Below are 23,500 nucleotides of genomic sequence, written 5' to 3'. Positions count from 1 at the left end.
GTTGGTCTGAAATGAAAAAGATATCCTTTGTCTCCGTTAATTATAAAAACCATCTTGTCACGTTGGACTTTTGCCGCTCTTTGGAATCGCAGGACGGGGTGGGCGAGCATTTTGAGTTGGAATGCATTTTGGTTGATAACTCGGAGTCTGCGGAGCAGCTTGAGGCGCTGAATGATTTTAACTTTCCGACCATTGAGATAAAAATTATCGGAGCCGATGGGAATTTAGGATATTTCGGGGGGTTAAATTTGGGTTTGAGCGAGGCAAGCTCAGATTTTGTTGTTATCTGCAATAATGATTTGAAATTTCAAAGGGACTTTTGCATTGGCTTGCTATCTTCAAAATATGAAGAGCCTATTTTGGCAATTGCTCCCGATGTAATAACTATTGATGGTTATCATCAAAATCCGCACGTTCTATCTCCAATTGGTTGGCTGAGGCGGTTTCAATTTGACCTGTACTACACAAATTACTTTGTTGCCAAGCTAATGGTTCGCATATTGGCCGTATTCCGACCCACAAGGAGAGTTTTGCCGATTTTGGAAGAGGGGTGCGAGATTCATATGGGAATTGGCGCCTGTTACATTCTTCTTCCTGCATTCCTGAAAAAATTCAGTAATTTAGACTACCCGCAATTTTTATATGGCGAAGAAGCTTACTTCTCGAAGCAAATACATGATGCGGGAGGCGTGCTCTGGTACGAGCCCAAGCTTCGAGTTGTCCATGCAGAGAGTGTTTCGACAGCAAAAATTCCGAGAAGGCAAATATATGAATATGCGAAAGCAGGGTATCCCGATTACAGGAGCATGCTATGACTAAGAGAAACATATCAGGCGTTTTGCTTATAACGGGAGGGACTGGATCTTTTGGCAATGCCGTCCTCAAAGGTTTTCTCCATACCGAGATCGCTGAAATTCGCATCTTCAGCCGCGACGAGAAAAAGCAGGATGACATGCGCAAGCGCTACAACCATCCCAAGCTCAAGTTCTATATCGGCGATGTACGGGACTCGCGCAGTGTGAGTGCAGCCATGCGCGGTGTGGACTACGTCTTCCATGCGGCGGCACTCAAGCAAGTACCGTCCTGCGAATTCCACCCAATGCAGGCAGTCCGCACCAACGTCCTCGGCACCGAAAACGTCCTGGAAGCCGCAATTGCTGCAGGCGTGAAACGCGTCGTGTGCCTCAGCACTGACAAGGCCGTCTATCCCATCAACGCCATGGGCATCAGCAAGGCAATGATGGAAAAGGTGATGGTTGCCGCTAGCCGGAACCTGGAAACTACGAACACCGTCATCTGCGGCACCCGCTACGGCAACGTCATGGCATCCCGCGGCTCGGTCATCCCGCTCTTCGTCGAGCAGGTGCTGGCGGGCAAGCCCATCACCGTGACCGACCCCTCCATGACCCGTTTCATGATGACGCTGGAAGATGCTGTCGAGTTGGTGCTCCATGCCTTCGAGCACGGCAACAACGGCGACATCTTTGTGCAAAAGGCCCCAGCGGCCACGGTGCAGGTGCTGACGCAGGCGATCCTGGAATTGATGCAGAAGCCCGATCACGAAGTGCGCGAAATCGGCACGCGCCATGGCGAGAAGCTCTATGAAGCGCTGCTGAGCCGGGAGGAAATGGCCTGTGCCGAAGACCAGGGCGATTACTACCGCGTGCCGCCCGACGGCCGCGACCTGAACTACGCCAAGTACGTGGAGCAGGGCGAGAAGCGCATCACTCAAAGCTCGCACGGCGAAGACTACAACTCGCACAACACCACCCGCCTCGATGTGGAAGGCATGAAGAAGCTGCTGCTCAAGCTCGACTTCATGCAGCGCATCGCACGGGGTGAATCCGCCGTGGCAGAGGGATAAGACGATGAAGGTGTTGATTACCGGCGCTGGCGGTTTCGTGGGCAAGAACCTGCAGCTGCACCTGGCCGAACGCAAGGACGTGCAGGTGGTCTGCTTCACCCGCGACCACAGCGTGGAGCAACTGCCGGCGCTGCTGGAGGGCGTGGACTTCGTCTTCCACCTCGCAGGCGTCAATCGCCCGCAAGACCCGCAGGAATTCGCCACCGGCAACGCGGAGCTCACGCAGAGCCTCTGCTGCGCCGTCGGCGACATCGCGAAAGCAACTGGCAAGAAGGTGCCGATCGTCTACACGTCGTCCACGCAGGCGGGCCGCGACAACCCGTATGGCAATAGCAAGCGCGGCGCGGAAGAAGCACTGCAAGCCGCAGCCGCCAGCCTCGGCATTCCGGTGCACGTCTTCCGTTTGCCCAACGTGTTCGGCAAGTGGTGCCGGCCCAACTACAACTCGGCCGTAGCCACCTTCTGCCACAACATCGCGCGAGACTTGCCGATCCAGGTCAACGACCCGGCCGCGCCGGTCACGCTGGTGTATGTCGACGATGTCATCGAGCGTTTCGTCCAGCTCATGGATGGCGCCGACGCCACCGTGGACGCCGACGGTTTTGCGACGGTCACGCCGCAATACACCACCACGGTGGGCGAACTGGCCCGTCGGATCCAGTCGTTCAAGGACAGCCGCAACACCCTCATGACCGACTGCGTGGGAACGGGCCTGGTGCGCGCGCTCTATTCGACTTACGTGAGCTACCTGCCGCCCGAGTCGTTTGCCTACACCGTGCCGCAGCACGGCGACGCGCGCGGTGTGTTCGTCGAAATGCTCAAGACGCCGGACGCCGGCCAGTTTTCGTTTTTCACCGCGCACGCGGGCATCACGCGGGGCGGCCACTACCACCACAGCAAGACCGAGAAGTTCCTGGTCATCAAGGGGCAGGCGCGCTTCAAGTTCCGGCACATGCACACCGGCGAAACCCACGAGTTGGTGACCGCGGGCGACAAGTCTGAAATCGTCGAGACCGTACCCGGCTGGACGCACGACATCACCAATATCGGCACCGAGGAAATGGTCGTGATGCTCTGGGCCAACGAGGTGTTCGATCGCGCGCGGCCAGACACCTTTGCGTGTCCGCTGTAGCCCCAGGACTTTGGATATTCAATGAAAAAACTCAAAGTCATGACCGTGGTCGGCACCCGACCCGAAATCATTCGTCTGTCGCGCGTGCTGGCCCGGCTCGACGAGCATTGCGACCACGTGCTGGTGCATACCGGCCAGAACTACGACTACGAACTCAACCAGGTCTTCTTCGACGACCTGGGCGTGCGCAAGCCCGATCACTTTCTGAACAGTGCAGCCAACGCCACGGGCGCGGCGCACACCATCGGCAACCTCATCATCGCGGTGGACCAGGTGCTGGGCGAAGTGCAGCCCGAGGCCATGCTGGTGCTGGGCGATACCAACAGCTGCCTCTCGGTGATTCCGGCCAAGCGCCGCAAGATTCCGATCTTTCACATGGAGGCGGGCAACCGTTGCTTCGACCAACGCGTGCCCGAGGAGACCAACCGACGCATCGTGGACCACACGGCGGATGTCAACCTGACCTACAGCACCATTGCGCGCGACTACCTCTTGCGCGAAGGGCTGCCGCCCGACCTGGTCATCAAGACGGGCAGCCCGATGTTCGAGGTGTTGACGCACTACCGCCCGCGCATCGAGGCGTCTGACGTGCTGCAGCGCCTGGGCTTGGAGGCCGAGCAGTACTTCGTGGTCAGTGCGCATCGCGAAGAGAACATCGAGTCGCCGCAGTCTTTTGGCAAGCTGGTGGCGGTGCTCAATGCCGTCGCCGAAGACCACGACATGCCGGTCATCGTCTCGACGCACCCGCGCACGCAAAAACGCATCGACGCGACGGGCGCTCGCTTTCATCCGCAGGTGCGCTTGCTGAAGCCGCTGGGCTTTCACGACTACGTGAAGCTGCAGCTCTCGGCGCGCGCCACGTTGTCCGACAGCGGCACGATCAACGAGGAGTCGTCGATCCTGAATTTTCCGGCGCTCAATCTGCGCGAGGCGCATGAGCGGCCTGAGGGGATGGAAGAGGCGGCCGTGATGATGGTGGGGCTCGAGGTGGAGCGTGTGCGCCAGGGGCTGGCCATTCTGGAGAGTCAGCCGCGAGGCGATGCGCGCGGCCTGCGCCAGGTGGCCGACTACAGCATGCCCAATGTGTCGGACAAGGTGCTGCGGATCGTTCACAGCTACACCGACTACGTGAACCGCGTGGTCTGGAAGAAGTACTGACGTCACTATGCGATTGCTCGTCGTCTCTCAGTACTTCTGGCCGGAAAACTTCAGGATCAATGATCTTGTCGCCGAATTCGTGCGGCGTGGCCACCAGGTCACGGTGCTGACTGGCGTGCCCAACTACCCCGACGGCAAAGTGTTCCCCGCGTACCGCGATGACCCCGAGATGTTTGCGCGCTACGAAGGCGCAGAGATTGTCCGCGTGCCCATGTCTGCACGTGGAAAGGGAGGCATCCGGTTGATGCTGAACTTTGCGACCTTCGCGATCAGTGCCTCCGTGCTTGGGCCGTGGAAGCTGCGAGGGCGCGACTTTGACGCGGTTCTCGCCTATGAGCCATCGCCCATCACGGTCGGCGTGCCCGCAGTTGCATTGCGTGTGGTAAAGCGGGCACCGCTGGCTTTCTGGGTTCTTGACCTCTGGCCCGAGACGCTGGAAGCCATCGGCGTGGTTCGCTCGCCTTTCATCCTGCGTTCGGTGGGGCGGCTTGTGTCGTTCATCTACAAGCGCTGTGACCTCATCCTGGCGCAGTCGAAAAGCTTTGTGCCCCAAATCAAGAAGTACGCGGGCAATAGCGCCCGAGTCGAATACTTCCCCAGTTGGGCCGAGATGCTGTTCGATGTAGATCAGGCGGTTGCTGCGCCTGAGGTACAGGTCCAACCGGAGAGCTTCAATGTGATGTTCGCTGGAAACATCGGCGATGCTCAAGATTTCCCGGCGATCCTTGCGGCGGCAGAGATGCTCAAGGAACACAGGAACATCCGTTGGTTGATCGTCGGTGACGGCCGAATGGCGCAATGGGTGGCCGATGAAATCCAACGTCGCGGATTGCAAGAGTGCGTCCATATGCTCGGACGGCACCCGGTGGAGCGAATGCCCGCTTTCTTCAAACATGCCGATGCATTGCTGGTCAGCTTGAAGAACGAGCCGATCTTCTCGATGACCATTCCTGGCAAGCTCCAGTCGTATCTGGCCGCAGGCGTTCCCGTAGTGGCCATGCTGAATGGCGAGGGTGCCGACGTGGTGAGAAATGCCGCGGCCGGTTTGACTTGCAACGCGGGGGATCACAAGGGGCTCGCCAATGCGGTTCTGGACCTCTCGAAAAAATCAGCTGAAGAACGCAAGGCAATGGGCGCGAATGGCCTTACGTTGAGTGCCAGCGAATTCGAGCGCGGCGCGCTGATCAATCGACTGGAAGGATGGCTTCAATCGCTGTCCTTTCCCGCCTCGGTCACAAAAAAACAAAGCGAGGCAAGATGATCTTGGTAACAGGAGCGACGGGCTTTGTGGGCACTGCGCTGATTGCGCGGCTGCTCGCTGATGGCCTGCCTGTACGCGCGGCGATTCGTCGTGAATCCGCGCTCGAGAATTTCAAGGTTGAAACCGCAATGGTCGGTGACCTCAGTGCGGAAACTGACTGGCAAGAAGCTGTCGCCAATGTTGACGCGGTGATCCATACCGCTGCCCGCGTCCATGTGATGTCGGATGGTGCGAGCGATCCATTGATGGAATATCGGCGCACGAATCTTCACGGAACGTTGCGGCTGGCGCGGCAAGCCGCAGAGGCAGGGGTGCGGCGCTTTGTCTTCGTAAGCTCCATCAAAGCCAACGGAGAAGCAACGCTGATTGGCAACGCCTTTTCAGCGGATGGGCCGACAGCTCCGGTCGATCCGTATGGCGTTTCCAAACTGGAGGCGGAGCAGGCCTTGCATGAACTGGCAACGCAAACCGGAATGGAAGTGGTGATCGTTCGCCCGCCTCTCGTATACGGACCGGGCGTCAAGGCGAACTTCCGTACGATGATGAGCATCGTCGCGCGCCGAATTCCGTTGCCGCTCGGGGGCATCACCGCCAATCGCAGAAGCATGGTGTCGCTGGACAACCTGGTGGATCTGTTGGTTGCTTGCGCGCACCACCCCGCGGCGGGCAATCAGACTTTTTTGGTTTCGGACGATGAAGATCTTTCCACCGCACAGCTGCTGAAACGCCTGGGGCAAGCCATGGGGAAGCCCGCTCGGCTGCTCCCTGTTCCGGCGAGCTGGCTGGAGCGAGGCGCTTCGATGTTGGGTCGAGCCAATGTCGCACAACGACTCTGTGGCTCGTTGCAGGTGGACATCTCCAAGACCAAGCGGGTGTTGGGATGGACGCCACCGATCACGGTTGACGAGGGCTTGAAGAAGGCCGCAGAAGGGTATTTGCGTGAAGCGTCTTTTTGACTTGGTTCTGGCGCTGTTCGTAGCCGCAGTGTTGTTGGTGCCGGTTGCAATCATTGCACTGGCTGTGCGCCTTACTTCGCCTGGACCGGCTCTCTACTGGTCCGACCGGGTGGGCCGCAACAATCGGATCTTCAAGATGCCGAAGTTCCGCAGTATGAGGATCGGGACGCCGGCAGTGGCCACGCATCTGCTTTCAGACCCCAAGGCGTACCTGACACCCATCGGTCCATTTCTGCGCAAGAGCAGCCTGGATGAATTGCCTCAGCTGTGGAGCATCCTGATGGGGGATATGAGCTTTGTGGGGCCGCGTCCGGCACTTTTCAATCAAACAGATTTGATCGAGTTGCGGACAGGGCGCGGCGTGCATCTATTGGTGCCGGGGCTCACCGGCTGGGCTCAGGTCAACGGGCGCGACGAACTGCCGATTCCGGTCAAGGTTCAGTTCGATGTGGAATACCTTCAGCGCCGTTCCTTGGGGTTCGACATTCGCATTCTCTGGCTCACCTTCGTCAAAGTGCTCAGGCGCGATGGCGTGACGCATTGAATGCAGGTATGACGATGGCAACAAAGCGCTTGCTGATCATTGGCACGGGCGGCCACGGCCGCAGCGTTGCGGAAGCGGTATTGCTCCGAGGGGACTATGTATTGGCGGGCTTCCTTGACGATGCGGCCGTACCCGCGCAGCGCTTGTGGGACTGGCCGGTGTGGGGAGCGACTGCCATGTTGAGTGCATGCAGGGACCGAATCGACGCGGTGTTCGTGGCCATCGGCAACAACGTGTTGCGCGAAGCATTGCATCAGCGCGTGCAGGCGCAGGGATTGCCTTTGGCAACGGTGATTCACCCCGCCGCCGTTGTATCGACCAGGGCTTCGGTAGGTCAGGGCAGTGCGATCATGGCCGGCGCGGTCGTGGGCACGGGAGCGCAACTGGGCGAAGGCGTGATCGTGAATTGCGGTGCGGTGATCGATCATGACTGCATCGTGGAGCCGTTCGGTCATTTGGGGGTGAAAGCAGGCATGGCCGGTGGCAGCGTTTTGGGGCGCCGTGCCTGGATGCCGGTGGGTGCCGCAATCGCTCTTGGAGCCAAGGTGGCTGAAGACCGTGTACTGCAACCGGGTGAGGTGGTGCGTGCCTGACAACATCGCTCACGGGAAAAAGATGCTGGGGCCGCAAATCGGCCGGGTGTCGCGCATTGCATTTGGGATATGCGTCGTGGCGGTCCTCGTTTTGTCGCTTGCCCCGGCTACTGCGCCGATTCCTTCCACTGGTTGGGACAAGACCAATCATCTGCTGGCTTTTGCAACGCTTGCCTTTTTGGGACATCGCGCTTATCCGGGACGCACCGCCGCCGTTCTTTGGGGACTCCTGGCGTATGGCGGACTCATCGAGGTACTGCAGGCGTTCACCCCTGACCGGTCCGCCGAGTGTGCAGACCTGCTTGCTGACGGCGCCGGAGTTCTGTTCGGCGAGATGCTGGCCCGGCGCATGTGGCAATGGCTGGGCAGACGGTCTCAGGGGTGATCGCCGCGAGTGTCAGTAACAACCGTGTGACAGCCAACAACTAAAATATCGTTAAGAAAAGGGAGTTCTAACTGTGATTAATTGTCCTTTGCGGCTGACAAGCGCCGTTTTCTGGAACGAGCGCCCCGCACGATGAAATCCGTACTGGTTGTATGCATCGGGAACATCTGTCGCAGCCCGATGGGGGAAGCCTTGATTGCCGCCGCTTTGCCGAACGTAAAGGTGACATCGGCTGGCGTGGGTGCACTTGTGGGCAACCCTGCGGACGCATTGGCGCGTGAACTCATGGCCAAGCGCGGGCTCGACATCGAGTCTCATCGTGCGCGGCAGCTGACCAATCCGATGTGCCAGGAAGCCGATCTGATCCTGGTCATGGACGAAGAGCAACGGCTGCACGTCAATCAGAAGTACCCACTTACACGCGGCAAGCTGTTCCGTCTCGGTGAGGTCGCGCGCGTGGACATTCCCGATCCCTACCGCTTGGGCCGGCCGGCCTTCGAGCGAGCCCTGCAACTCATCGACGACGGCGCCAGTGCATGGGTCGAGCGCATCAAGAAACTCTCATGACTTCCTTCGCTTCCCCTTCGGCATCTCCAGTCTCCAATGCAGTACTTCCGCGCGAAGACGACGACGTAATCAACCTGTCCGAGTACTTGGACATTCTGATCGACCGCAAATGGCTGGTGGCGGGTATCACTGCCGTCGCCATTGCATTGGGTGTTGCTTACGCGCTTCTGTCTACGCCTGTCTATCAGTCCAACCTGTTGATTCAGGTCGAAGACTCGGCGCCTGACGCGAAGAACTTCCTCGGTGATACCGCCAACCTGTTCGATGTGAAGACGCCCGCAACCGGCGAAATTCAGATTCTTCGGTCACGCATGATCATGGGTGGGGCGGTCGAGGCAACTCGCCTGTACATCGACGCACAACCGCGACGCATCCCGCTGATTGGCGAATGGCTCGCGCGGCGTGCCAAGGATTTGTCCGAGCCCGGCTTCCTGGGCTTGGGCGGCTACGTGTCGGGCACCGAGGCGATCGACATCGCAAAATTCGATATTCCTGCGGCACTTGAGGATCAGCAGCCATTCATGATCACCGCGCAGGCGGGTGGCCAGTACACGCTCGCCCATCCCGATCTGCCAGGTCCGCTGACAGGCACCGTCGGTAAGCTGCTGAGCCAGAAAATGTCGGAAGGCACCATCACACTCATGGTGTCGAAACTCGAAGGAAAACCTGGTGCGGAGTTCGTCGTCTCGCGTGCGTCTTTGCTCACCACTACGGAGGACTTGCAAAGACGCGTACAGCTTGGTGAGCAAGGCAAACAATCGAACGTGATCAGCGTGACGCTCGAGGACAGCGATCGCGATCGCTTGCGGCGAATCCTCAATGAAATCGGCGCTCAGTATGTGCACCAGAACATCGAGCGTAAGGCGGCTGAAGCGGAGAAGACTCTCGAATTCCTTGACCAACAATTGCCTGAATTCAAGAAGCAACTCGAAGTCTCGGAAGATGCTTATGCGGGCTTCCGCAACAAGAACGGAACTATTGCCTTCGACGAGGAAGCAAAGGCCATCTTGGGTCAGGCAGTGGAACTGAAAAAGCGATTGCTCGAGTCAGAACAGCTGCGACGTGAACTGCGCTCTCGTTTCACTGCAACGAATCCGAAGGTTGGTGTGATCGACGGTCAGATATCGGACCTTCGCCGCGAACTCGATGAAATCGACGGTCGTGTGAGCGCCATGCCAGTTGTTCAGCGCGACGCGCTGCGACTGGAGCGGGATGTTCGTGTTAACGGTGAGCTTTATAAATCGCTGCTTAACAGCTCCCTCCAGTTGCGCCTCGTCAAGGAAGGCAAAGTCGGCAATGTTCGCTTGCTTGACAAGGCTACAGAACCAAAAAAGCCTGTGAAACCGCAAAAACCTCTGGTTGTCGCGCTATCGCTGGTGCTGGGGTTGCTGGCGGGTATTGCCTTCGCCATAGTGCGCAGCAAGATGGCCAGCGGCATCAACAACCCGCAGGAGATCGAAGATCGCCTTGGTCTGAATGTTTATTCCGTCGTCCCCCTCGCTGTCGAGCAGGAGCGAATCCTGCAGCGCATTGCGGGTGGTGTCGGAGGGGTTCAGGTCTTGGCCATCACCGAGCCTGAAAGCCTCGCTATAGAGAGCTTACGCAACCTGCGCATCTCTCTGCAATTGGCTTTGATGGAGAGTGGCAACAACCGCGTGCTCATCACCGGTGCCACGCCCGGGGTGGGCAAGAGCTTCGTTTCAGGCAACTTCGCGGCCATCATGGCCGAGGCCGGTCGACGCGTGCTACTGATCGATGCCGACTTGCGCAAGGGCCATCTTCACACCGCCTTTGGCCTACCGCGCAAGGGAGGGCTTGCCGACGTCCTGACTGGCGATATGACGGGCGAGCAGGCGATTCACAGCCAGGTAACCCCTAATCTCGACGTACTCACCACAGGTAACTACCCTTTCAATCCGGCAAGCATGATGTTGTCGTCGGCGCTGAAGGAGTTCCTGGATGCCATGTCGGCGCGCTACGACTTGGTTGTGATCGACAGCCCGCCTGTGCTTGTGGCTGCCGATGCCGCGGCGGTTGCGGCATACGCCGGTGCGATCCTGCTGGTGGCTCGCGACAGTCTCACGCAACTTGGTGAACTCAACGAAAGCGTCAAGCGCCTGGCGCACGCAGGTCAGCGGGTCAGCGGCGTTGTCTTTAACGGCATGGACCTCTCGCGTCGGCACTACGGCAGCTATGGCTACAAATATGGTGGGTACCGTTACACCGAATACAAATACAAGGACGCCGGTTGAGGCGTCGGGGGTGTACTAGCCGATACGGACAGTAGTGTAGGAATAGTCTGACTGACGAAACACAAACACACATTTCAGGGTAACTTGATACCCTGAATGAGGGAGGCAATCAGGCGGCCTTCGTGGAAAATTGTTATCCGCTAAAAACAATTATTCACTCCAGGTGAGAGTTCTGATCAACCGTCTTGCAGCACCCTTGCTTGCGATGTCTCGCCCTGCCAAACGCCTGCTGGCTTTGGCTGTCGATGCGACGCTTTGCGTCCTTTGCGTTTGGATAGCGTTCAGTCTTCGTTACGAGCAGTGGGTACCTTTGCGTGGAGTCCATTGGTCAGCGGTCGCAGTGGCGATCACGGGCGCTCTCCCGCTCTTCATCGTCTTCGGGTTGTACCGGGCCATCTTTCGCTACGCAGGCCCCGCTGCCTTGATGGCCATCGTGCGCGCATGCACCTTGTTCGGCGTTGGTTACGGACTCCTGTTTTCCGTAGTCGGTGTGAGTGGTGTGCCGCGCACGGTAGGCTTCCTGATGCCATTGCTGCTTTTTCTGACGGTTGCCAGTTCACGCATGTTCGCGCGTTATTGGCTGGGCGGCATGTACATGAGCGCGATCGATCGAAAAGCGCTGCCGCAAGTGGTGATCTATGGTGCCGGTGGTGCCGGGTTGCAGTTGGCTGCCGCAATGACCCAAAGTCGCGAGATGATGGTTCGCGCGTTCGTCGATGACGACACGCGCCTCCAGGGCAACACGCTTCATGGCCTGCGCATCGAATCGCCAGATTGGCTCAAGAACAATGCCGCAAGGCTGGGCATTACTGATGTCCTGTTGGCAATGCCATCGGCCGGTCGTGCGCGTCGAGCCGAGATCCTGAACCAATTGTTGCCTTTGTACCTGCATGTGCGGACGCTGCCGGCGCTGGCCGATCTGGCCAACGGCAGGGTGCAGGTTCACGATCTGATCGAGGTCGACATCGAGGATCTGTTGGGCCGTGATCCCGTTGCGCCGATGGGCGATTTGCTGCACAAGAACATCCGCCATCAAGTCGTTCTGGTGACCGGGGCTGGCGGGTCGATCGGCAGCGAGCTGTGTCGCCAGATCGTGCAGCTTTCGCCGAAGACGCTGCTGCTGGTGGAGATGAACGAGTACGCGCTTTATGGAATCCACCAGGAGCTCGAAGCGTTGGCGCCTCACATTCACGTGGTTCCCCTGCTGGCTTCGGTGTGCGATGCGGCGCGGTTGCGCGAGGTGATGCGCGCGTGGCATCCGGACACGGTCTATCACGCAGCGGCCTACAAGCATGTGCCGTTGGTCGAACACAACCCGATCGAGGGTGTGCGCAATAACGCCATTGGCACGCTCACGGCAGCACAGGTAGCCATGGAGTGCAAGGTCCGCCGTTTCGTGCTGATCAGCACCGACAAGGCGGTGCGGCCGACCAACATCATGGGAGCCAGCAAGCGCCTGGCCGAAATGACGTTGCAGGGACTCGCGCAACAAAAATCCAGTACTTGCTTCTCGATGGTTCGTTTCGGCAATGTGCTGGGCTCCAGCGGCTCGGTGGTCCCGCTGTTTCGCCGGCAGATCGAAGCGGGCGGCCCCATCACGCTCACGCACACGGACATCACCCGCTACTTCATGACTATCCCCGAGGCCGCACAACTGGTGATCCAGGCGAGCGCGATGGCCGAAGGCGGGGATGTGTTCGTGCTCGACATGGGGGAACCGGTGCGCATCATCGATCTGGCGCGCCGGCTGGTGGAACTGTCAGGGCGAACGGTGCGGGATGCAGCCTCTCCCGATGGCGATATCGAACTCCATGTCACCGGGCTGCGGCCGGGCGAGAAGCTCTACGAGGAGCTGCTGATCGGCGACAACGCCTTGCCGACCCTGCATCCGCGCGTGATGAAGGCGCACGAGGTCTGCCTGCCGCAGGAAGAGTTGTGGCGCCAGTTCGAGGTGTTGGACGCAGCGCTTCGCAACAGCGATGTCCCGGCACTGAAGCGCACGCTGCAGCAGATGCTGCCCGGCTATCGTGCCCATGCGGAAGTGGTCGACTGGGTGCACATGGAACGGCATCGTTTGGCGATGACCGTGGTGGATCGCACCGACGAGAGTGCCAACTCCGATCTGCCGATAGCCGTCGCGCTTTGAAGCATCAACAGGGCTTGCGCGACGCAACGGCGATAACTTCCTGAATACGCTCTCGGTGTTTGACTGGCGCTGCGATGCTGCTGCTATGGCGTGGTGCCCGCTGGCTGGGACCCATCGCGAACCCTTCCAGCTAAGACATCGTTTTTGCTAATGGCGCGCGTTGCGCCTTGAGTTGCTCGCTCAAGGTCAATCCGTGTCAGGCCTTGCGCATGCCCGATGCGGGTGACGTCCTCATCGAGACGAAGGCCTGAACATCAAAGGTAGTGAATCAAGCTGCCATCACTTGACGGTGAGGTCTGGCGAGTAGGTGCGCGTCAGCACGTGAACAATGCTTGCTGCTATCTATCGCGCGTTCTCAAAATTGAGAATGTTGTCCCCAGCCTTCGGTTGCTTGCTCTCTGGCGCTGCAAAACTGAAGGCCCGCGGATCGCGTGCAGATGTCATTTCGTAGAGCGGATTGATGCGCCCCAGCTTTGCACCGCCGTCGCGTGACACTGGCGCCCAGGCAAAGCCCGCGGAGAACTTGCTGGACTTCGGCAGGAATGCATCAAACGGCACGGAGATGTAGATGCCCTTGTCGAAACTGCCCTCGCCGAATTGCGCGGCCGACACGTTGGTCTTGGTTGCATAGACGCCAACCATCACGCCATTGTCGAAACGACGGCTGATGTCGAGCGTGACCCCGCGATCCCCGGCCAGGTATTGGCCGACGCTGATTCTGGTCATCACGCCGTTCCAGCCCGTGTCCCAGTACAGCGTGGCATGGCCGGTGTTGACCTTGTAATCGCGCAGACCGAAGTCTTGCTTGAAGTCGCGTTGGCGCACATGGTTGATGTCGATGCCCAGGGCGAACTTGCTGCGCCATGGTCGATACAGCCATTCGGCACCCACGCCGGCAAACATGGATTCAAGGGCGCCGCCGTAAACGCTGTAGTACTGGTCCTCGCTCAGCCGGCCGACATGGGTCAGCTGGAACACCGGCATCGTCACCCGCGTGGACGTGACGTATTCACGCTGGAAGGTGCGCACGCGTGGAAGATTGCTGGGCGCGGTGTAGGTGAACTTGTCGTAGTTGTCCAGCAAGCGCCAGTTCAACGCGGCGTTCACCCATGTGCTCGGAGTAAAGCGGTATTCCGCCGTTGCCTGAACGCCGATCTGGTAGAGCATGAAGGCATCGGGGCCGCCAAGGATCTGCGAGAAGTACGGTGTCACGCCATAGGTGAACTTCTCGGTGCGGCGTTCCCATGGCGCCATTGCCCCCGAGTATTGCTGCGCGGAAGCGGTTGCCGCGTTGTCTCTGACGGACTTTTCCGGCGCCAGGAACAGCCGGTCTTCGCTTGCGTCCTGGTGCGGTGCGTAGTCGCGTTGGCTGGCTGCGCGCGCTTCAGCGGGCGACTGCGCCTGGTAGTGCTCGGCGACCCATTCGCCCCGGTCGACGACCTGCGCGTGCATCGCGAGGCCGCGCTCGTTGTAGTGCAGGATGAAGCTCTTGATCGATGCTGGCGAATCACGATGCAGCACGGCGATGATCTTTTCTACCCGCGCCTGGCGGTAGACGGTGTTGCTTTCAGTGATCCACACATGCACGCCGCTGCCTTGCGGTGCGATGCGCTGGACTGTCCATTCGGTGCGGGCTTCGATCTCGGCCGCTGTCGATGCCCAGCCGGGCGGATTTTGCGGCGCCTGGGGCGTAAAGCGGGGCTGGGGTGGATCGGCGGGCTTGGATGCTCGAAGCGATGCGACGTTGGTGGACAGGGTCACGCCCACCATCAGCTTGTTGCCGCGCTCCACGCCAGCGGAGAAAGCAACGCCGGGCGAGAAGCGGTATTCGAAGCCGATGTTGAAGGGCGTGCGCTGCTTCTGATCGTTGTCGAACGGTTCATTCTTGTAGTTGTTGCCTTCGTATTCGAGCTTGACCGTCAGCGGCTCCCACGGGGTGCGCCATTCCACGCCACCGAACAGGGCCGCTGGGCCGCGGAAAAAGGCGCCGAAATTGGTTTCGCCCCCTTGCGCCGAACCCACCCTGCGGTTGTCGAAGCGGCTGCTCAGGAGCGTCAGTGGATTGCGGATGTTGCCGCTGTTGCCGAGGTACCCCCAGCCAATGCCGAGACTGAAGTCGAAATTGCCGTATCGCTTGTTCGCAACCAGGTACTCGGCGGAAAACAGCCCGGTACCGCCAATATCTCGAAAACCGAGCGCAAGCTCGGGCACATAGGCGGACTCGCGCATGAGCCTCACCTTGAGGTCGATGCTCTTGTCCTTGGTGCTCTGGCCGGTCGTGCTGGCGGCGTAGGCCACATTGCTGATCGATGTGTACCGAAAGCCGCCTTCCATCCAATCCAGCGGCTGGAACATCACGTTCAGCCGGGTGTACGGCGAAACATGGGTCATCGACGATCGAAAGTCGCCGGCCTGCCCCATGCGTGCGGTGGGGGTCTGCAGCAGGCCGGTTTCGCCCCAATCGTTGCCGCTGGTGCGAATGGCGTTGTACTGCGGTGCCACTTCGGGGCGCACGGAAATTGCGGTCGATGGCGTGGTCGCCGGAACCGGCGCCGGAACGGGAGGTTGCTGCCCCTCCGATTGCGCAGGGGCAGCAACTGCAACGTCGCTTTGAGGGGATGGCCCCTGCGTGGCGAGAAACTTGATGATCCCCTCGGACGCGGCGACCAGATCGGTCATCTCTCGGGGGGGCGCCCAGATCCATGCGCCTGGCGCAGGTTCGTCCGAAGGCTCGCTGTTCCAGGGGGCCACGCCCACGCGAGCGGTTCGGCCATCCGGCTGTGCAACCCAGGCCCAGTCGGAGGGGCCTCGAGGCTCGCAGGCGGCCACGTAGTCCCACGCGGTTCGGCCGGCTTCATGCGTCACATGGCAAAGCTCCCCGTTGGGGCGGACCACCGCAATGGTCCTCAGGTCGGGCTGCGCCGCAACCAGCTGCTGGCCAGTCGCCAACACCGGGTCTTCTTCGGGATGCGCCTGCAGCCAGCGAGGGTCCACGATGGCCAGCGCCACTCGACCGGTGACGGGCAAGCCCTGGAGCCAGGAAATCAGGCTCAGGCGATCTGCTTGTTCCGAGCGCGGAGCACGCCGTTGAATCGACTCGATGCGAACCAGCAGGGTGTTCTTGAGAAACTGCTGCGCCAGCCGTTCCTGCGGCACGCGCCATGCGAGGCCGGCAGAGGCTGTATCAGCAGGCTGGCGCAACAGCCAAGTGCTCAGGCGCTCACCAGGGCGCACGTCGGCGTCATTCGTGGCCTCGTTCTTTGCCGCGGTGCTCAGCGGCTGTGCCGAGACGCCGAAACTTGCCGCCAACGCGCACGCGATGGCCGCTCGACGAGGCCAATGCCGTTTGCCAATACCGCGAACCCAGGGATTCATGTGCCGGAGCTTGCCGATCTACCGACGGCCGGTGCGGGGGGCGTCCATTGTTCGAAACTCATGCAGAAGTCACTGGAGAGGCATTGCTCTGAATACACGACTTGTGGTTTTTCAGAGGAGCGAGATATGCCAAAGCGAGCCGTGGGCAATGACGCCGTAGAGGGCCGCGACACACTGCGCTCTTCATACCAACGCAAGGAGGCGGCGTCGGCGCCTGCAAGGGCGGTGTTTCGTGGCGGCGAGATGGAGGTTCGAACGATTTCGTCGCGAATTCCGAAGCGATAGCCTGGCATGAGATCGCGCAGGCGCGCGTAGCTTTGACCCGAGTTGCCCGTGGCGCTCGGTGCATCGGCGCCCGGCCACGCGGGGAGTCCTGTGAATCGAACGTTTCGCCAGTCGGTACTGAGCCCTGTGGTGCCCACGAGCTGACCGTTCAGGAGCCTGACGACCTCGCCGCTACCGCTGTACCAAACTTCGACAGGGCCCTCGGGACGCTGATCGATATAGCCGAGCACCATGAAAATAGTGCGGTCACCAATCTGGGTCCGCAAATAGCGATAGGCGGGATTGAAGTTCGGCTGCGCTGCTGCGGGCTGGCCTTTGTATACAAGCCGAGCGGCATCCAGCATGGCTGAAGACCCGGAGGAACAACCGCCAACGCCCAAATAAAACGTTGCCCAAAGGCAACGTTTTAAAAGTCGCGTGGCGAAACCAACGCGCGGAGCTCTCAGCGAATGCCCTCCCATTGGGAGGGCACGCAGCATTTAACGCGTGCCGGTGGTGCCCGTACCCGTGCCGGGGATGATGACGAAACCACCACCGCCATTGCCGCCGTTGCTGCTGGCAACCGCCACCAACAGAGCGCTGCTACCTGCAACAGCACCCCATTGGCCAGGGGTAAGGCCGCCGGTCGTTGCGGCAGTCGCGTCGGCTGCGTTGCCGGCGGGTGCCGGTGCGGTGGCGGGAGCTGGCGTTTGCGCAAATGCCGACGAAATTGCCAAGGAGGCGAGGGCGGCTGCGAGTTTGATCATCTTCATGGTAGTCCTCTCAAATATCTTTGTAGTCGAGGGTAGCACGCCTCACAAGCGCGTCGCAACCCATTTCTCTCTCATATACGTGTGCGAATGTGCGGTCTTTGCAGGTTGTTGCTTTCTTATTTGTTGGTTTTTTTCTACGACATCGCGCCCGCGTGGATTTCCTCCTGCGCCGCAGCCGCTTCAATGGCCTCGAGTCGGTAGCCGAACCCGCGCAGAGCTGCCAACAAAAAGCCGTTCGCCGGGCGAAGATCAAGCTTCGCCCTCACGCGCGACAGGTGTGTGTCCAGCGAGCGCGAGAGCACCTCGAAGTCGGCCCCCCAGATTGCTTGGTACAGCTGCTCGCGCGACAGCAGGCGCCCGGTGTTCTGGAAGAGAAACAGCGCAAGGTCGTACTCGCGGCTTCTCAGGCCGACCCGCGCACCTTTGAGCTTGACGGTGCGCCAGGCCGGAAGGAACTGGTAGGGCCCGAAGACAAGCTGGGGCTCGTGCAGTGCGGGATACGACCGGCGAAGCAGCCCGCCGATGCGCGCTTCGAGTTCCGCGCCGGAGATGGGCGAGATCAGGAAATCGTCGGCGCCGGCATGCAGGCTCATGGCCATGTCCGCGGCGTCGGCCCTGTGCGTCATGAAGAGGATCGGGAGGCGGTTGCCGGCGGCTCGCCGCAGCGCCTTCACCAGTGCCGGACTGTCGAGGCCAGGCAGGCGCCACTGAAAGATCAGCAGGTCGAAACGCTGCGCCTGCGCCGCCTGCAGCAGCAGGGTCCCGTCCGTATATTCCTGGCATTCGTGGCCGAGGCTAGTTGCGGTGTGGGTGACCAGTCGCAGCTGATCCCGCTCGTTGTCGAGTATTGCTATGCGCATTCCGTCCCTTTGCTTCACTCGCTTCTTGCGAAGCGCGTGCCTCATCTTGGAGGAAGCGACGTCCGTCGGCAATGCCTGCGCGCGTAAAAGAGGGAAATAGCGCTCTACAGCCGTGATTTGATCGATTTAGACGACTGTATGGAACGCAGTTCCATTGGGCTCTCCAGAAGAGAGCCCCCGCGGGACCCTCAGAGCCAGTTGCCGCTCTGCGGCATCTGCACCTTCTCGGCCGGGTCGCCGCTGGTGACGAACGAGCCGATGACGATGCTCAAGAGCGAGATGAAGATGCTTGCAAAGAGCGCGGTCCAGAAGCCCGAGACCTTGAAGCCCTTCACCAGCGCGGCCACCAGCAGGATCATCAGCGCATTGATGACCAGCAGAAAGAGGCCGAAGGTCACCAGCGTCAACGGCAGCGTCAGCACGATCAGCAGCGGCTTCACGACGGCGTTGGCCAGCCCGAGCAGCAAGGCCGACACCACCAGTGCCCCAGTGCCGTCGAACTTGAGCCCGCGAAACAGGTGGCTGGCGACCCAGAGCGAGACGGCGGTGATGGCCCAGTGGATGAGGAAGGGAGTGATGTTGTTCAGCATGTCGATGGTGGTGTGTGGCAGCAGACGCAGAGTTTGTTTCCGTCCGGATCGCGGAAGTACGCGCCATAGTAGTCCGGGTGGTAGTGCGGCCTGAGTCCTGGCGGGCCTTCGCAGCTGCCGCCGTTGGCCAGTGCGGCGGCGCGGGCGCGGTCCACGGTGGCGCGGTCGGCGGCCATCAGCGCCACCATCTGGCCGTTGCCGCTCGTGGCCTGGTGGCCGTCGAAAGGGGCGCCGACCAGGAACAGGGGCCGCGGTGCATCGGCGCTTTGCCAGCCGGCCCACGGCTTGGTCTCGTCGCGAAAGCGCAGCTTCAGGCGCAGCTCGCCCATGAGCGCCGTGTAGAAGCCGAAGGCGCGTTCGAAGTCGGTCACACCGACGAAAACATGGGACAGCATGCGGGTGGGTTCCTTCTTGTTCGGTGGATCCGCGGATGTCTGCGAATTATGGCTACGGGCCTTCCGCGGTTACCTCGGGAAACAATGACTGGCAGCCCGTTAATATCGCTGTCTCTCGGAGCCTCTGCATGGGGCCCATCTTCAATTGCCGGATAAGAACAAGGGGCCTGTGCCATATGGCCAATCCGTCGATCGCGAGCTTGACACCAGCACCGGCTTCGGCCGACGAAGCCGAATCGTGGGTGCGCGGCGAGCTGATCCGCAGCCTGATGCGCTCATCGCGCAGCTCGTACATCGTTTCCGTCGCGCTCATACCGGCCATGGTCGGGCTGAGCTGGGTCGAGGTGCCTCGTTGGGAACTGCTGACGTGGCTGCTGGCCGGCGTCATCGCCACGATCTGCCGGGCCTGGGGCTCGCACGTCTATACGGTGCGCTACGCCGGCCGCAGTTCCGCGGCGCAGCAGCAGTTCACCGAGCGCTACGGCTTCATCTGGAGCACCACCGCGGTGGTGTGGGGATCGTCGATCCTGCTGTTCTTCGAACGTACACCGCAAGTCAACCAGTTCATGAGCTGGCTGATCGTGGCCGGGGTGGGCACCTTTCCGCTCAACGGGCTCGCGCTGCATCCGCCGCTGCTCAAGCGCTATGTCAACACGCTCTTCATCACGATGCTGGGGGCGGTGGTGATCCGGCTTGTCAGCGTCAACCTGCACGAGCCGCAGTTCCACTACGGCTACCTGATGCCGATCCTGCCGATGCTGCACTGGTTCCTGCTGCTGCGCGCGGGGCGCCATATCCATGAGACGGCGCGCAACAGCCTGGAGCTTTTGTTCCACAACCACATCCTGATCAAGTCGCTCACGCAGCAGCGGCAGGCGGCGGTGTCGGCGGTGGCGATGAAGAACCGCTTCCTAGCCAGCGCCGCGCACGACATGCGCCAGCCCGTGCTGGCACTTTCGCTGTACGCCGACTGGCTGCGTAACGAGCCCGAGCTGGTGCTCGAGCTCGCACCGAAGATCGTGCGCGCCACGCATGCGGTGAATGCGCTCTTCGACTCGATGTTCGACCTCGCGCGCATCGACTCGGGCCAGGTGCGGCTGCACATCGAGCGCGTCGATGTCCCCGAGCTGCTGCATGACCTGGAGCTGCAGTACCGCCCGGTGGCCGAGAGCCGCGGCCTCGACTTCCGCGTGCATGTGACCGAGGGCTCCTTCCTCACCGACCCGATTCGCGTGCGCCGCATGATCGGCAACCTGCTGGCCAACGCCATCAAGTACACGACCGAAGGCGGCGTGCTGCTGGCCGCGCGGCAGACGCGCGACGGCATGCGCGTGGAGGTGTGGGACACCGGCATCGGCATCGCGCCCGAGCACCTGCGCGATGTGTTCCTGGAGTTCTACAAGGTGGCCGACCATGCCGGCACATCCGACGGCTTCGGCCTCGGCCTGGCCATCGTTGCACGGCTCTCGCACGTGCTGGGGCACCCGATCAGCGTGCGCTCGCGGCTGGGAAGCGGCAGCGTGTTCCGCGTGGCCCTGCACGACGCCGACGAGGCGGTGGCGCAGGCGCGCGTGAGCGCCTCCGGCGGCTGAAGAAGAAAGTACTGCCCAAAGAAAACCGCGCACATGGCGCGGTTTCAAAGAGGCAGTTTCTCGCCGGGGTCAGCCCGACAGAAGACCGTTGGTACGGGCGTAATGGAGGGCCTGCGTGCGGCTCTTCACACCGAGACGGCGGAACAGGCGCCACAGGTGCACCTTCACCGTGTGCTCGCTGATCTCCAGGTCGGTCGCGATGTCGCGATTGCTCATGCCCTTGTCGAGCATGGCGATCAGCTGCGTCTGGCGCTTGGAGAGCTTGCTGCTCGCGAGCGGCGGTTCGTCGGCCTCTTCGGAGCCTGCCATCAGCAGGCCGCGCAGGGCGGCTGCCAATTCATTGGAACTGGCCGACTTCTCGATGTAAGTGTCGGCGCCCGCTTCGATGCAGGCGTCTTCCATGTCCGCGGCCGGCGCCGCCGAATACACGGCGATCGGCACGTTGGGGTAGACCTGCTTGACCGCGATCACGCCCGAGACGCCATTCGTGTCCGGAAGCTTCAGGTCCAGGCAAAAGAGGGTGGGCGCGCCACGCTGCTGCACCGAGCTTGCGAGCTTGTCGAGCCGTTCGAGCTCGACGATGTTCTCGGCGGGTCGCAGGCGTCGCAACACCATCACGATCGCGTCGCGCATCAGGGGGTGGTCGTCGATGACATAAATGCTCATGTTTTCTTCCTTTGTGATCGCACCGTCTTCTCTCGTCGCTCACCGGCGGATAAGCCGGTGGGCCCTTGCCGGTTCAACTTCCATCTGTCGTGGTCGTTGCTTCCGCCAATGCCTCCAGCGCCTCTGTCACGGCGCGTGATTGTTCTGTGTCGATGGGCTCGAGCTGCGCAGCCACTGCGGCGAGCGCCGCACCGCGCTCGGCCTGCAAGACCGCGATGGTACGGCCGGCTTCCTGCGGCGACGCAAATCCGCGGCTCTGCAGCAGGGTTTCGCCGCGCGCATCGAGCAGCTTGAAATAGAAAAGTCCGTCACCGCGCTCGCGGTATTGCTTGAAGCTGGGCTTCGCAACCTTGGCCGCCTTGGCGCTGCCCTTGTCGCGGCCCGCCGCGAGGTTGCGCAGGCCCACCGCGTGACGCAGGCGCGTCATGAAGGGCTGCGACAGCGCGCTGGCCTTCTCGGCACCGATGAGCAGGATGCGCTCGATCTCCGCCGGGTCGCTCATCAGCGCTTCGTAGCGCTTTCGCAGCGGCGCCACCTCGAGCTCGATGCGCTCGAACAGCAATTGCTTGGCGTCGCCCCAGCCGATGCCATCGGCGTAAGCCTTGCGAAGCATCTCGGTCTCGTCGGCATCGGCAAAGGCCTGGTAGATCTGGAAGAGCGCGGAGCCCTCGGTCTCCTTGGGCTCGCCGGGTGCGCGCGAGTCGGTCACGATGCTGGCGATCTGCTTTTGCAGGTACGCGCGCGGCGCGAACAGCGGGATCGTGTTGCCGTAGCTCTTGCTCATCTTGCGGCCGTCGAGGCCGGGCAGGGTGGCGACGGCATCGTCGATCTCGGCTTCGGGCAGCGTGAAGTGCTCGCCGTACTGGTGGTTGAAGCGCTGCGCCATGTCGCGCGCCATCTCGATGTGCTGCACCTGGTCGCGGCCCACGGGCACCTTGTGGGCGTTGAACATCAGGATGTCCGCGCCCATCAGCACCGGGTACATGAAGAGGCCGGCCGTGACGTCGGCGTCCGGGTCCTCGCCCTTGGCGATGTTCTTGTCGAGTTGCGCCTTGTAGGCATGCGCGCGGTTGAGCACGCCCTTGCCGGTGACGCAGGTGAGGAACCAGGTGAGCTCGGGAATCGCGGCGATGTCCGATTGGCGGTAGAAGGTTACGCGCTCAGGGTCGAGCCCGCAGGCGAGCCAGCTCGCAGCGATCTCGAGCGTGGAACGCTGGATCTTCGCGGGCTCCTGCACCTTGATGAGCGCGTGGTAGTCGGCCAGGAAGAAGAAGCTCTCCACACCGGGCGCGACGCTCTGCCGCACCGAGTGGCGGATCGAGCCGACGTAGTTGCCGAGGTGGGGCGTGCCCGACGGGGTGATCCCGGTCAGGACGCGCAGGGGAGCGGAAGAAGACGAGGCCATGGGACGGACAGACTTAGAGCAGCAATGCCTTGAGCGGCGTGATGATGAGGTTGATGACGAAGTAGCCGACGTCCATCAGCGGGCGCAGCCAGAAGGTGCTGACGACGCCGGCGAGCACCAGTGCCATCACGATGAAGAAACCATAGGGCTCGATGCGCGCGAGGAAATTCTGCGCGGGCCCGCTGGGCAGCAGCCCGGCCAGCACGCGGCCGCCGTCGAGCGGGGGCAGCGGAAACAGATTGAAGGCCCACATCACGAGGTTGACCAGGATGCCGCCTTGCGCCATCAGGACGAAGAAATTCTTACCGTCGGAGCCGGCTGCAATGAGCACCACCAGCAGCAATGCCCAGAGGATGGCCTGAATGAAGTTCGACACGGGCCCCGCGAGCGCCACCCAGATCATGTCGCGCTTGGGATGACGCAGCCGTCCGAAGTTCACTGGTACCGGCTTCGCATAGCCGAACAGGAAGGCGCCCGAGGTCGCGAAGTACAGCATCAACGGCATCAGGATGGTCCCGATGGGGTCGATGTGCTTCATCGGATTGAGGGTGACCCGGCCCATCGACTCGGCGGTGTTGTCGCCGAAGTGGCGAGCCACATAGCCGTGGGCCGCCTCGTGCACGGTGATCGCGAAGATCACGGGCAGTGCGTAGATGAGAACGGTCTGTATGAGATTGGAAATATCCACTGTGCGATTGTGTCAGACGTGCATTAGTTATCGG

Annotated in this window: 22 protein-coding genes; 13 read left to right on the top strand and 9 right to left on the bottom strand. The window is 61.1% G+C overall.

From position 1 onward, the window contains the following. Nucleotides 1-11 precede the first annotated feature (11 nt). The 12 genes from GNX71_RS25765 (at nt 12) to GNX71_RS25710 (ending at nt 12,858) form a co-directional block, all read left to right on the top strand. The gene (locus GNX71_RS25765) at nt 12-815 is read left to right on the top strand and encodes a glycosyltransferase (RefSeq protein WP_206175052.1); all 804 of its coding nucleotides are present in this window, start codon (nt 12-14) and stop codon (nt 813-815) included. Continuing rightward, on the top strand, nt 812-1,864 hold the full coding sequence (locus tag GNX71_RS25760; RefSeq protein ID WP_206175051.1) for a polysaccharide biosynthesis protein: 1,053 nt from the start codon (nt 812-814) through the stop codon (nt 1,862-1,864). Before GNX71_RS25765 ends, GNX71_RS25760 begins: the two co-directional genes overlap by 4 nt. A 4-nt stretch (nt 1,865-1,868) precedes the next feature. Further along, a complete protein-coding gene (locus GNX71_RS25755) occupies nt 1,869-2,996 on the top strand; it encodes a capsular polysaccharide biosynthesis protein CapF (protein WP_206175050.1) in 1,128 nt (375 codons plus the stop codon). Between the two features lie 21 nt (nt 2,997-3,017). Beyond that, on the top strand, nt 3,018-4,154 hold the full coding sequence (gene wecB / locus GNX71_RS25750; RefSeq protein WP_206175049.1) for a UDP-N-acetylglucosamine 2-epimerase (non-hydrolyzing): 1,137 nt from the start codon (nt 3,018-3,020) through the stop codon (nt 4,152-4,154). 7 nt (nt 4,155-4,161) lie between these two features. Further along, nucleotides 4,162-5,415, top strand: coding sequence for a glycosyltransferase family 4 protein (locus tag GNX71_RS25745; protein ID WP_206175048.1), 1,254 nt, complete (start codon nt 4,162-4,164; stop codon nt 5,413-5,415). Further along, the gene (locus GNX71_RS25740) at nt 5,412-6,371 is read left to right on the top strand and encodes an SDR family oxidoreductase (RefSeq protein WP_206175047.1); all 960 of its coding nucleotides are present in this window, start codon (nt 5,412-5,414) and stop codon (nt 6,369-6,371) included. Before GNX71_RS25745 ends, GNX71_RS25740 begins: the two co-directional genes overlap by 4 nt. After that, a complete protein-coding gene (locus tag GNX71_RS25735) occupies nt 6,355-6,915 on the top strand; it encodes a sugar transferase (protein WP_206175046.1) in 561 nt (186 codons plus the stop codon). The genes GNX71_RS25740 and GNX71_RS25735 overlap by 17 nt, the downstream gene beginning before the upstream one ends. A gap of 8 nt (nt 6,916-6,923) precedes the next feature. Further along, on the top strand, nt 6,924-7,508 hold the full coding sequence (locus GNX71_RS25730; protein WP_241027055.1) for an acetyltransferase: 585 nt from the start codon (nt 6,924-6,926) through the stop codon (nt 7,506-7,508). Then, nucleotides 7,501-7,893 carry a VanZ family protein gene (locus GNX71_RS25725; protein WP_241027054.1) on the top strand — a complete coding sequence of 131 codons (393 nt, stop codon included), beginning with the start codon at nt 7,501-7,503 and terminating at the stop codon, nt 7,891-7,893. Before GNX71_RS25730 ends, GNX71_RS25725 begins: the two co-directional genes overlap by 8 nt. 132 nt (nt 7,894-8,025) lie before the next feature. Continuing rightward, entirely contained in the window at nt 8,026-8,460 is a 435-nt protein-coding gene (locus tag GNX71_RS25720; protein ID WP_206175045.1) for a low molecular weight protein-tyrosine-phosphatase, read from the top strand. Beyond that, a complete protein-coding gene (locus tag GNX71_RS25715) occupies nt 8,457-10,712 on the top strand; it encodes a polysaccharide biosynthesis tyrosine autokinase (protein ID WP_206175044.1) in 2,256 nt (751 codons plus the stop codon). The genes GNX71_RS25720 and GNX71_RS25715 overlap by 4 nt, the downstream gene beginning before the upstream one ends. Before the next feature lie 205 nt (nt 10,713-10,917). Beyond that, on the top strand, nt 10,918-12,858 hold the full coding sequence (locus tag GNX71_RS25710; protein WP_241027349.1) for a nucleoside-diphosphate sugar epimerase/dehydratase: 1,941 nt from the start codon (nt 10,918-10,920) through the stop codon (nt 12,856-12,858). A 342-nt stretch (nt 12,859-13,200) separates the two neighbouring features. Here GNX71_RS25710 and GNX71_RS25705 read toward each other — a convergent pair whose 3' ends face one another. From GNX71_RS25705 to GNX71_RS25680, 6 genes are all read right to left on the bottom strand, one after another. Next, on the bottom strand, nt 13,201-16,233 hold the full coding sequence (locus tag GNX71_RS25705) for a YjbH domain-containing protein (RefSeq protein ID WP_206175043.1): 3,033 nt from the start codon (nt 16,231-16,233) through the stop codon (nt 13,201-13,203). Then, nucleotides 16,230-16,862, bottom strand: coding sequence for a YjbF family lipoprotein (locus tag GNX71_RS25700; protein ID WP_241027053.1), 633 nt, complete (start codon nt 16,860-16,862; stop codon nt 16,230-16,232). The genes GNX71_RS25705 and GNX71_RS25700 overlap by 4 nt, the downstream gene beginning before the upstream one ends. Nucleotides 16,863-16,997: 135 nt before the next feature. Then, the gene (locus GNX71_RS25695; RefSeq protein WP_206175041.1) at nt 16,998-17,270 is read right to left on the bottom strand and encodes a hypothetical protein; all 273 of its coding nucleotides are present in this window, start codon (nt 17,268-17,270) and stop codon (nt 16,998-17,000) included. Nucleotides 17,271-17,404: 134 nt separating this feature from the next. Next, a complete protein-coding gene (locus GNX71_RS25690) occupies nt 17,405-18,130 on the bottom strand; it encodes a response regulator transcription factor (RefSeq protein ID WP_206175040.1) in 726 nt (241 codons plus the stop codon). A gap of 188 nt (nt 18,131-18,318) precedes the next feature. Next, entirely contained in the window at nt 18,319-18,720 is a 402-nt protein-coding gene (locus GNX71_RS25685; protein WP_206175039.1) for a phage holin family protein, read from the bottom strand. Further along, nucleotides 18,714-19,115, bottom strand: a complete 402-nt coding sequence (locus GNX71_RS25680; protein WP_206175038.1) for a VOC family protein — start codon at nt 19,113-19,115, stop codon at nt 18,714-18,716. Before GNX71_RS25680 ends, GNX71_RS25685 begins: the two co-directional genes overlap by 7 nt. 176 nt (nt 19,116-19,291) lie before the next feature. On the opposite strand from GNX71_RS25680, the gene GNX71_RS25675 reads away from it, so the two are divergent. After that, nucleotides 19,292-20,707: a HAMP domain-containing sensor histidine kinase gene (locus GNX71_RS25675; RefSeq protein WP_206175037.1), complete on the top strand. Its 1,416-nt coding sequence runs from the start codon at nt 19,292-19,294 to the stop codon at nt 20,705-20,707. 69 nt (nt 20,708-20,776) lie between these two features. Here the strand turns inward: GNX71_RS25675 and GNX71_RS25670 are convergent, their stop codons facing one another. The 3 genes from GNX71_RS25670 to GNX71_RS25660 form a co-directional block, all read right to left on the bottom strand. Beyond that, nucleotides 20,777-21,373: a response regulator transcription factor gene (locus tag GNX71_RS25670; RefSeq protein WP_013543036.1), complete on the bottom strand. Its 597-nt coding sequence runs from the start codon at nt 21,371-21,373 to the stop codon at nt 20,777-20,779. A 73-nt stretch (nt 21,374-21,446) separates the two neighbouring features. Beyond that, on the bottom strand, nt 21,447-22,778 hold the full coding sequence (locus GNX71_RS25665; protein WP_206175036.1) for a tryptophan--tRNA ligase: 1,332 nt from the start codon (nt 22,776-22,778) through the stop codon (nt 21,447-21,449). Between the two features lie 13 nt (nt 22,779-22,791). Continuing rightward, nucleotides 22,792-23,466, bottom strand: coding sequence for a site-2 protease family protein (locus GNX71_RS25660; RefSeq protein ID WP_206175035.1), 675 nt, complete (start codon nt 23,464-23,466; stop codon nt 22,792-22,794). Between the last annotated feature and the right edge of the window lie 34 nt (nt 23,467-23,500).

The organism is Variovorax sp. RKNM96 (genome assembly GCF_017161115.1).
Classification (GTDB): domain Bacteria; phylum Pseudomonadota; class Gammaproteobacteria; order Burkholderiales; family Burkholderiaceae_C; genus Variovorax.
The sequence above is the reverse complement of the archived record's forward strand: the minus strand, read 5'-3'. Positions and strand labels throughout refer to the sequence as shown.

Coding starts and splice junctions, on each gene's coding strand:
- GNX71_RS25765 (WP_206175052.1), top strand. CDS start 12: ATGAAAAAGATATCCTTTGTCTCCGTTAATTATAAAAACCATCTTGTC.
- GNX71_RS25760 (WP_206175051.1), top strand. CDS start 812: ATGACTAAGAGAAACATATCAGGCGTTTTGCTTATAACGGGAGGGACT.
- GNX71_RS25755 (WP_206175050.1), top strand. CDS start 1,869: ATGAAGGTGTTGATTACCGGCGCTGGCGGTTTCGTGGGCAAGAACCTG.
- wecB (WP_206175049.1), top strand. CDS start 3,018: ATGAAAAAACTCAAAGTCATGACCGTGGTCGGCACCCGACCCGAAATC.
- GNX71_RS25745 (WP_206175048.1), top strand. CDS start 4,162: ATGCGATTGCTCGTCGTCTCTCAGTACTTCTGGCCGGAAAACTTCAGG.
- GNX71_RS25740 (WP_206175047.1), top strand. CDS start 5,412: ATGATCTTGGTAACAGGAGCGACGGGCTTTGTGGGCACTGCGCTGATT.
- GNX71_RS25730 (WP_241027055.1), top strand. CDS start 6,924: ATGACGATGGCAACAAAGCGCTTGCTGATCATTGGCACGGGCGGCCAC.
- GNX71_RS25720 (WP_206175045.1), top strand. CDS start 8,026: ATGAAATCCGTACTGGTTGTATGCATCGGGAACATCTGTCGCAGCCCG.
- GNX71_RS25715 (WP_206175044.1), top strand. CDS start 8,457: ATGACTTCCTTCGCTTCCCCTTCGGCATCTCCAGTCTCCAATGCAGTA.
- GNX71_RS25710 (WP_241027349.1), top strand. CDS start 10,918: ATGTCTCGCCCTGCCAAACGCCTGCTGGCTTTGGCTGTCGATGCGACG.
- GNX71_RS25705 (WP_206175043.1), bottom strand. CDS start 16,233: ATGAATCCCTGGGTTCGCGGTATTGGCAAACGGCATTGGCCTCGTCGA.
- GNX71_RS25700 (WP_241027053.1), bottom strand. CDS start 16,862: ATGCTGGATGCCGCTCGGCTTGTATACAAAGGCCAGCCCGCAGCAGCG.
- GNX71_RS25695 (WP_206175041.1), bottom strand. CDS start 17,270: ATGAAGATGATCAAACTCGCAGCCGCCCTCGCCTCCTTGGCAATTTCG.
- GNX71_RS25690 (WP_206175040.1), bottom strand. CDS start 18,130: ATGCGCATAGCAATACTCGACAACGAGCGGGATCAGCTGCGACTGGTC.
- GNX71_RS25685 (WP_206175039.1), bottom strand. CDS start 18,720: ATGCTGAACAACATCACTCCCTTCCTCATCCACTGGGCCATCACCGCC.
- GNX71_RS25680 (WP_206175038.1), bottom strand. CDS start 19,115: ATGCTGTCCCATGTTTTCGTCGGTGTGACCGACTTCGAACGCGCCTTC.
- GNX71_RS25675 (WP_206175037.1), top strand. CDS start 19,292: ATGGCCAATCCGTCGATCGCGAGCTTGACACCAGCACCGGCTTCGGCC.
- GNX71_RS25670 (WP_013543036.1), bottom strand. CDS start 21,373: ATGAGCATTTATGTCATCGACGACCACCCCCTGATGCGCGACGCGATC.
- GNX71_RS25665 (WP_206175036.1), bottom strand. CDS start 22,778: ATGGCCTCGTCTTCTTCCGCTCCCCTGCGCGTCCTGACCGGGATCACC.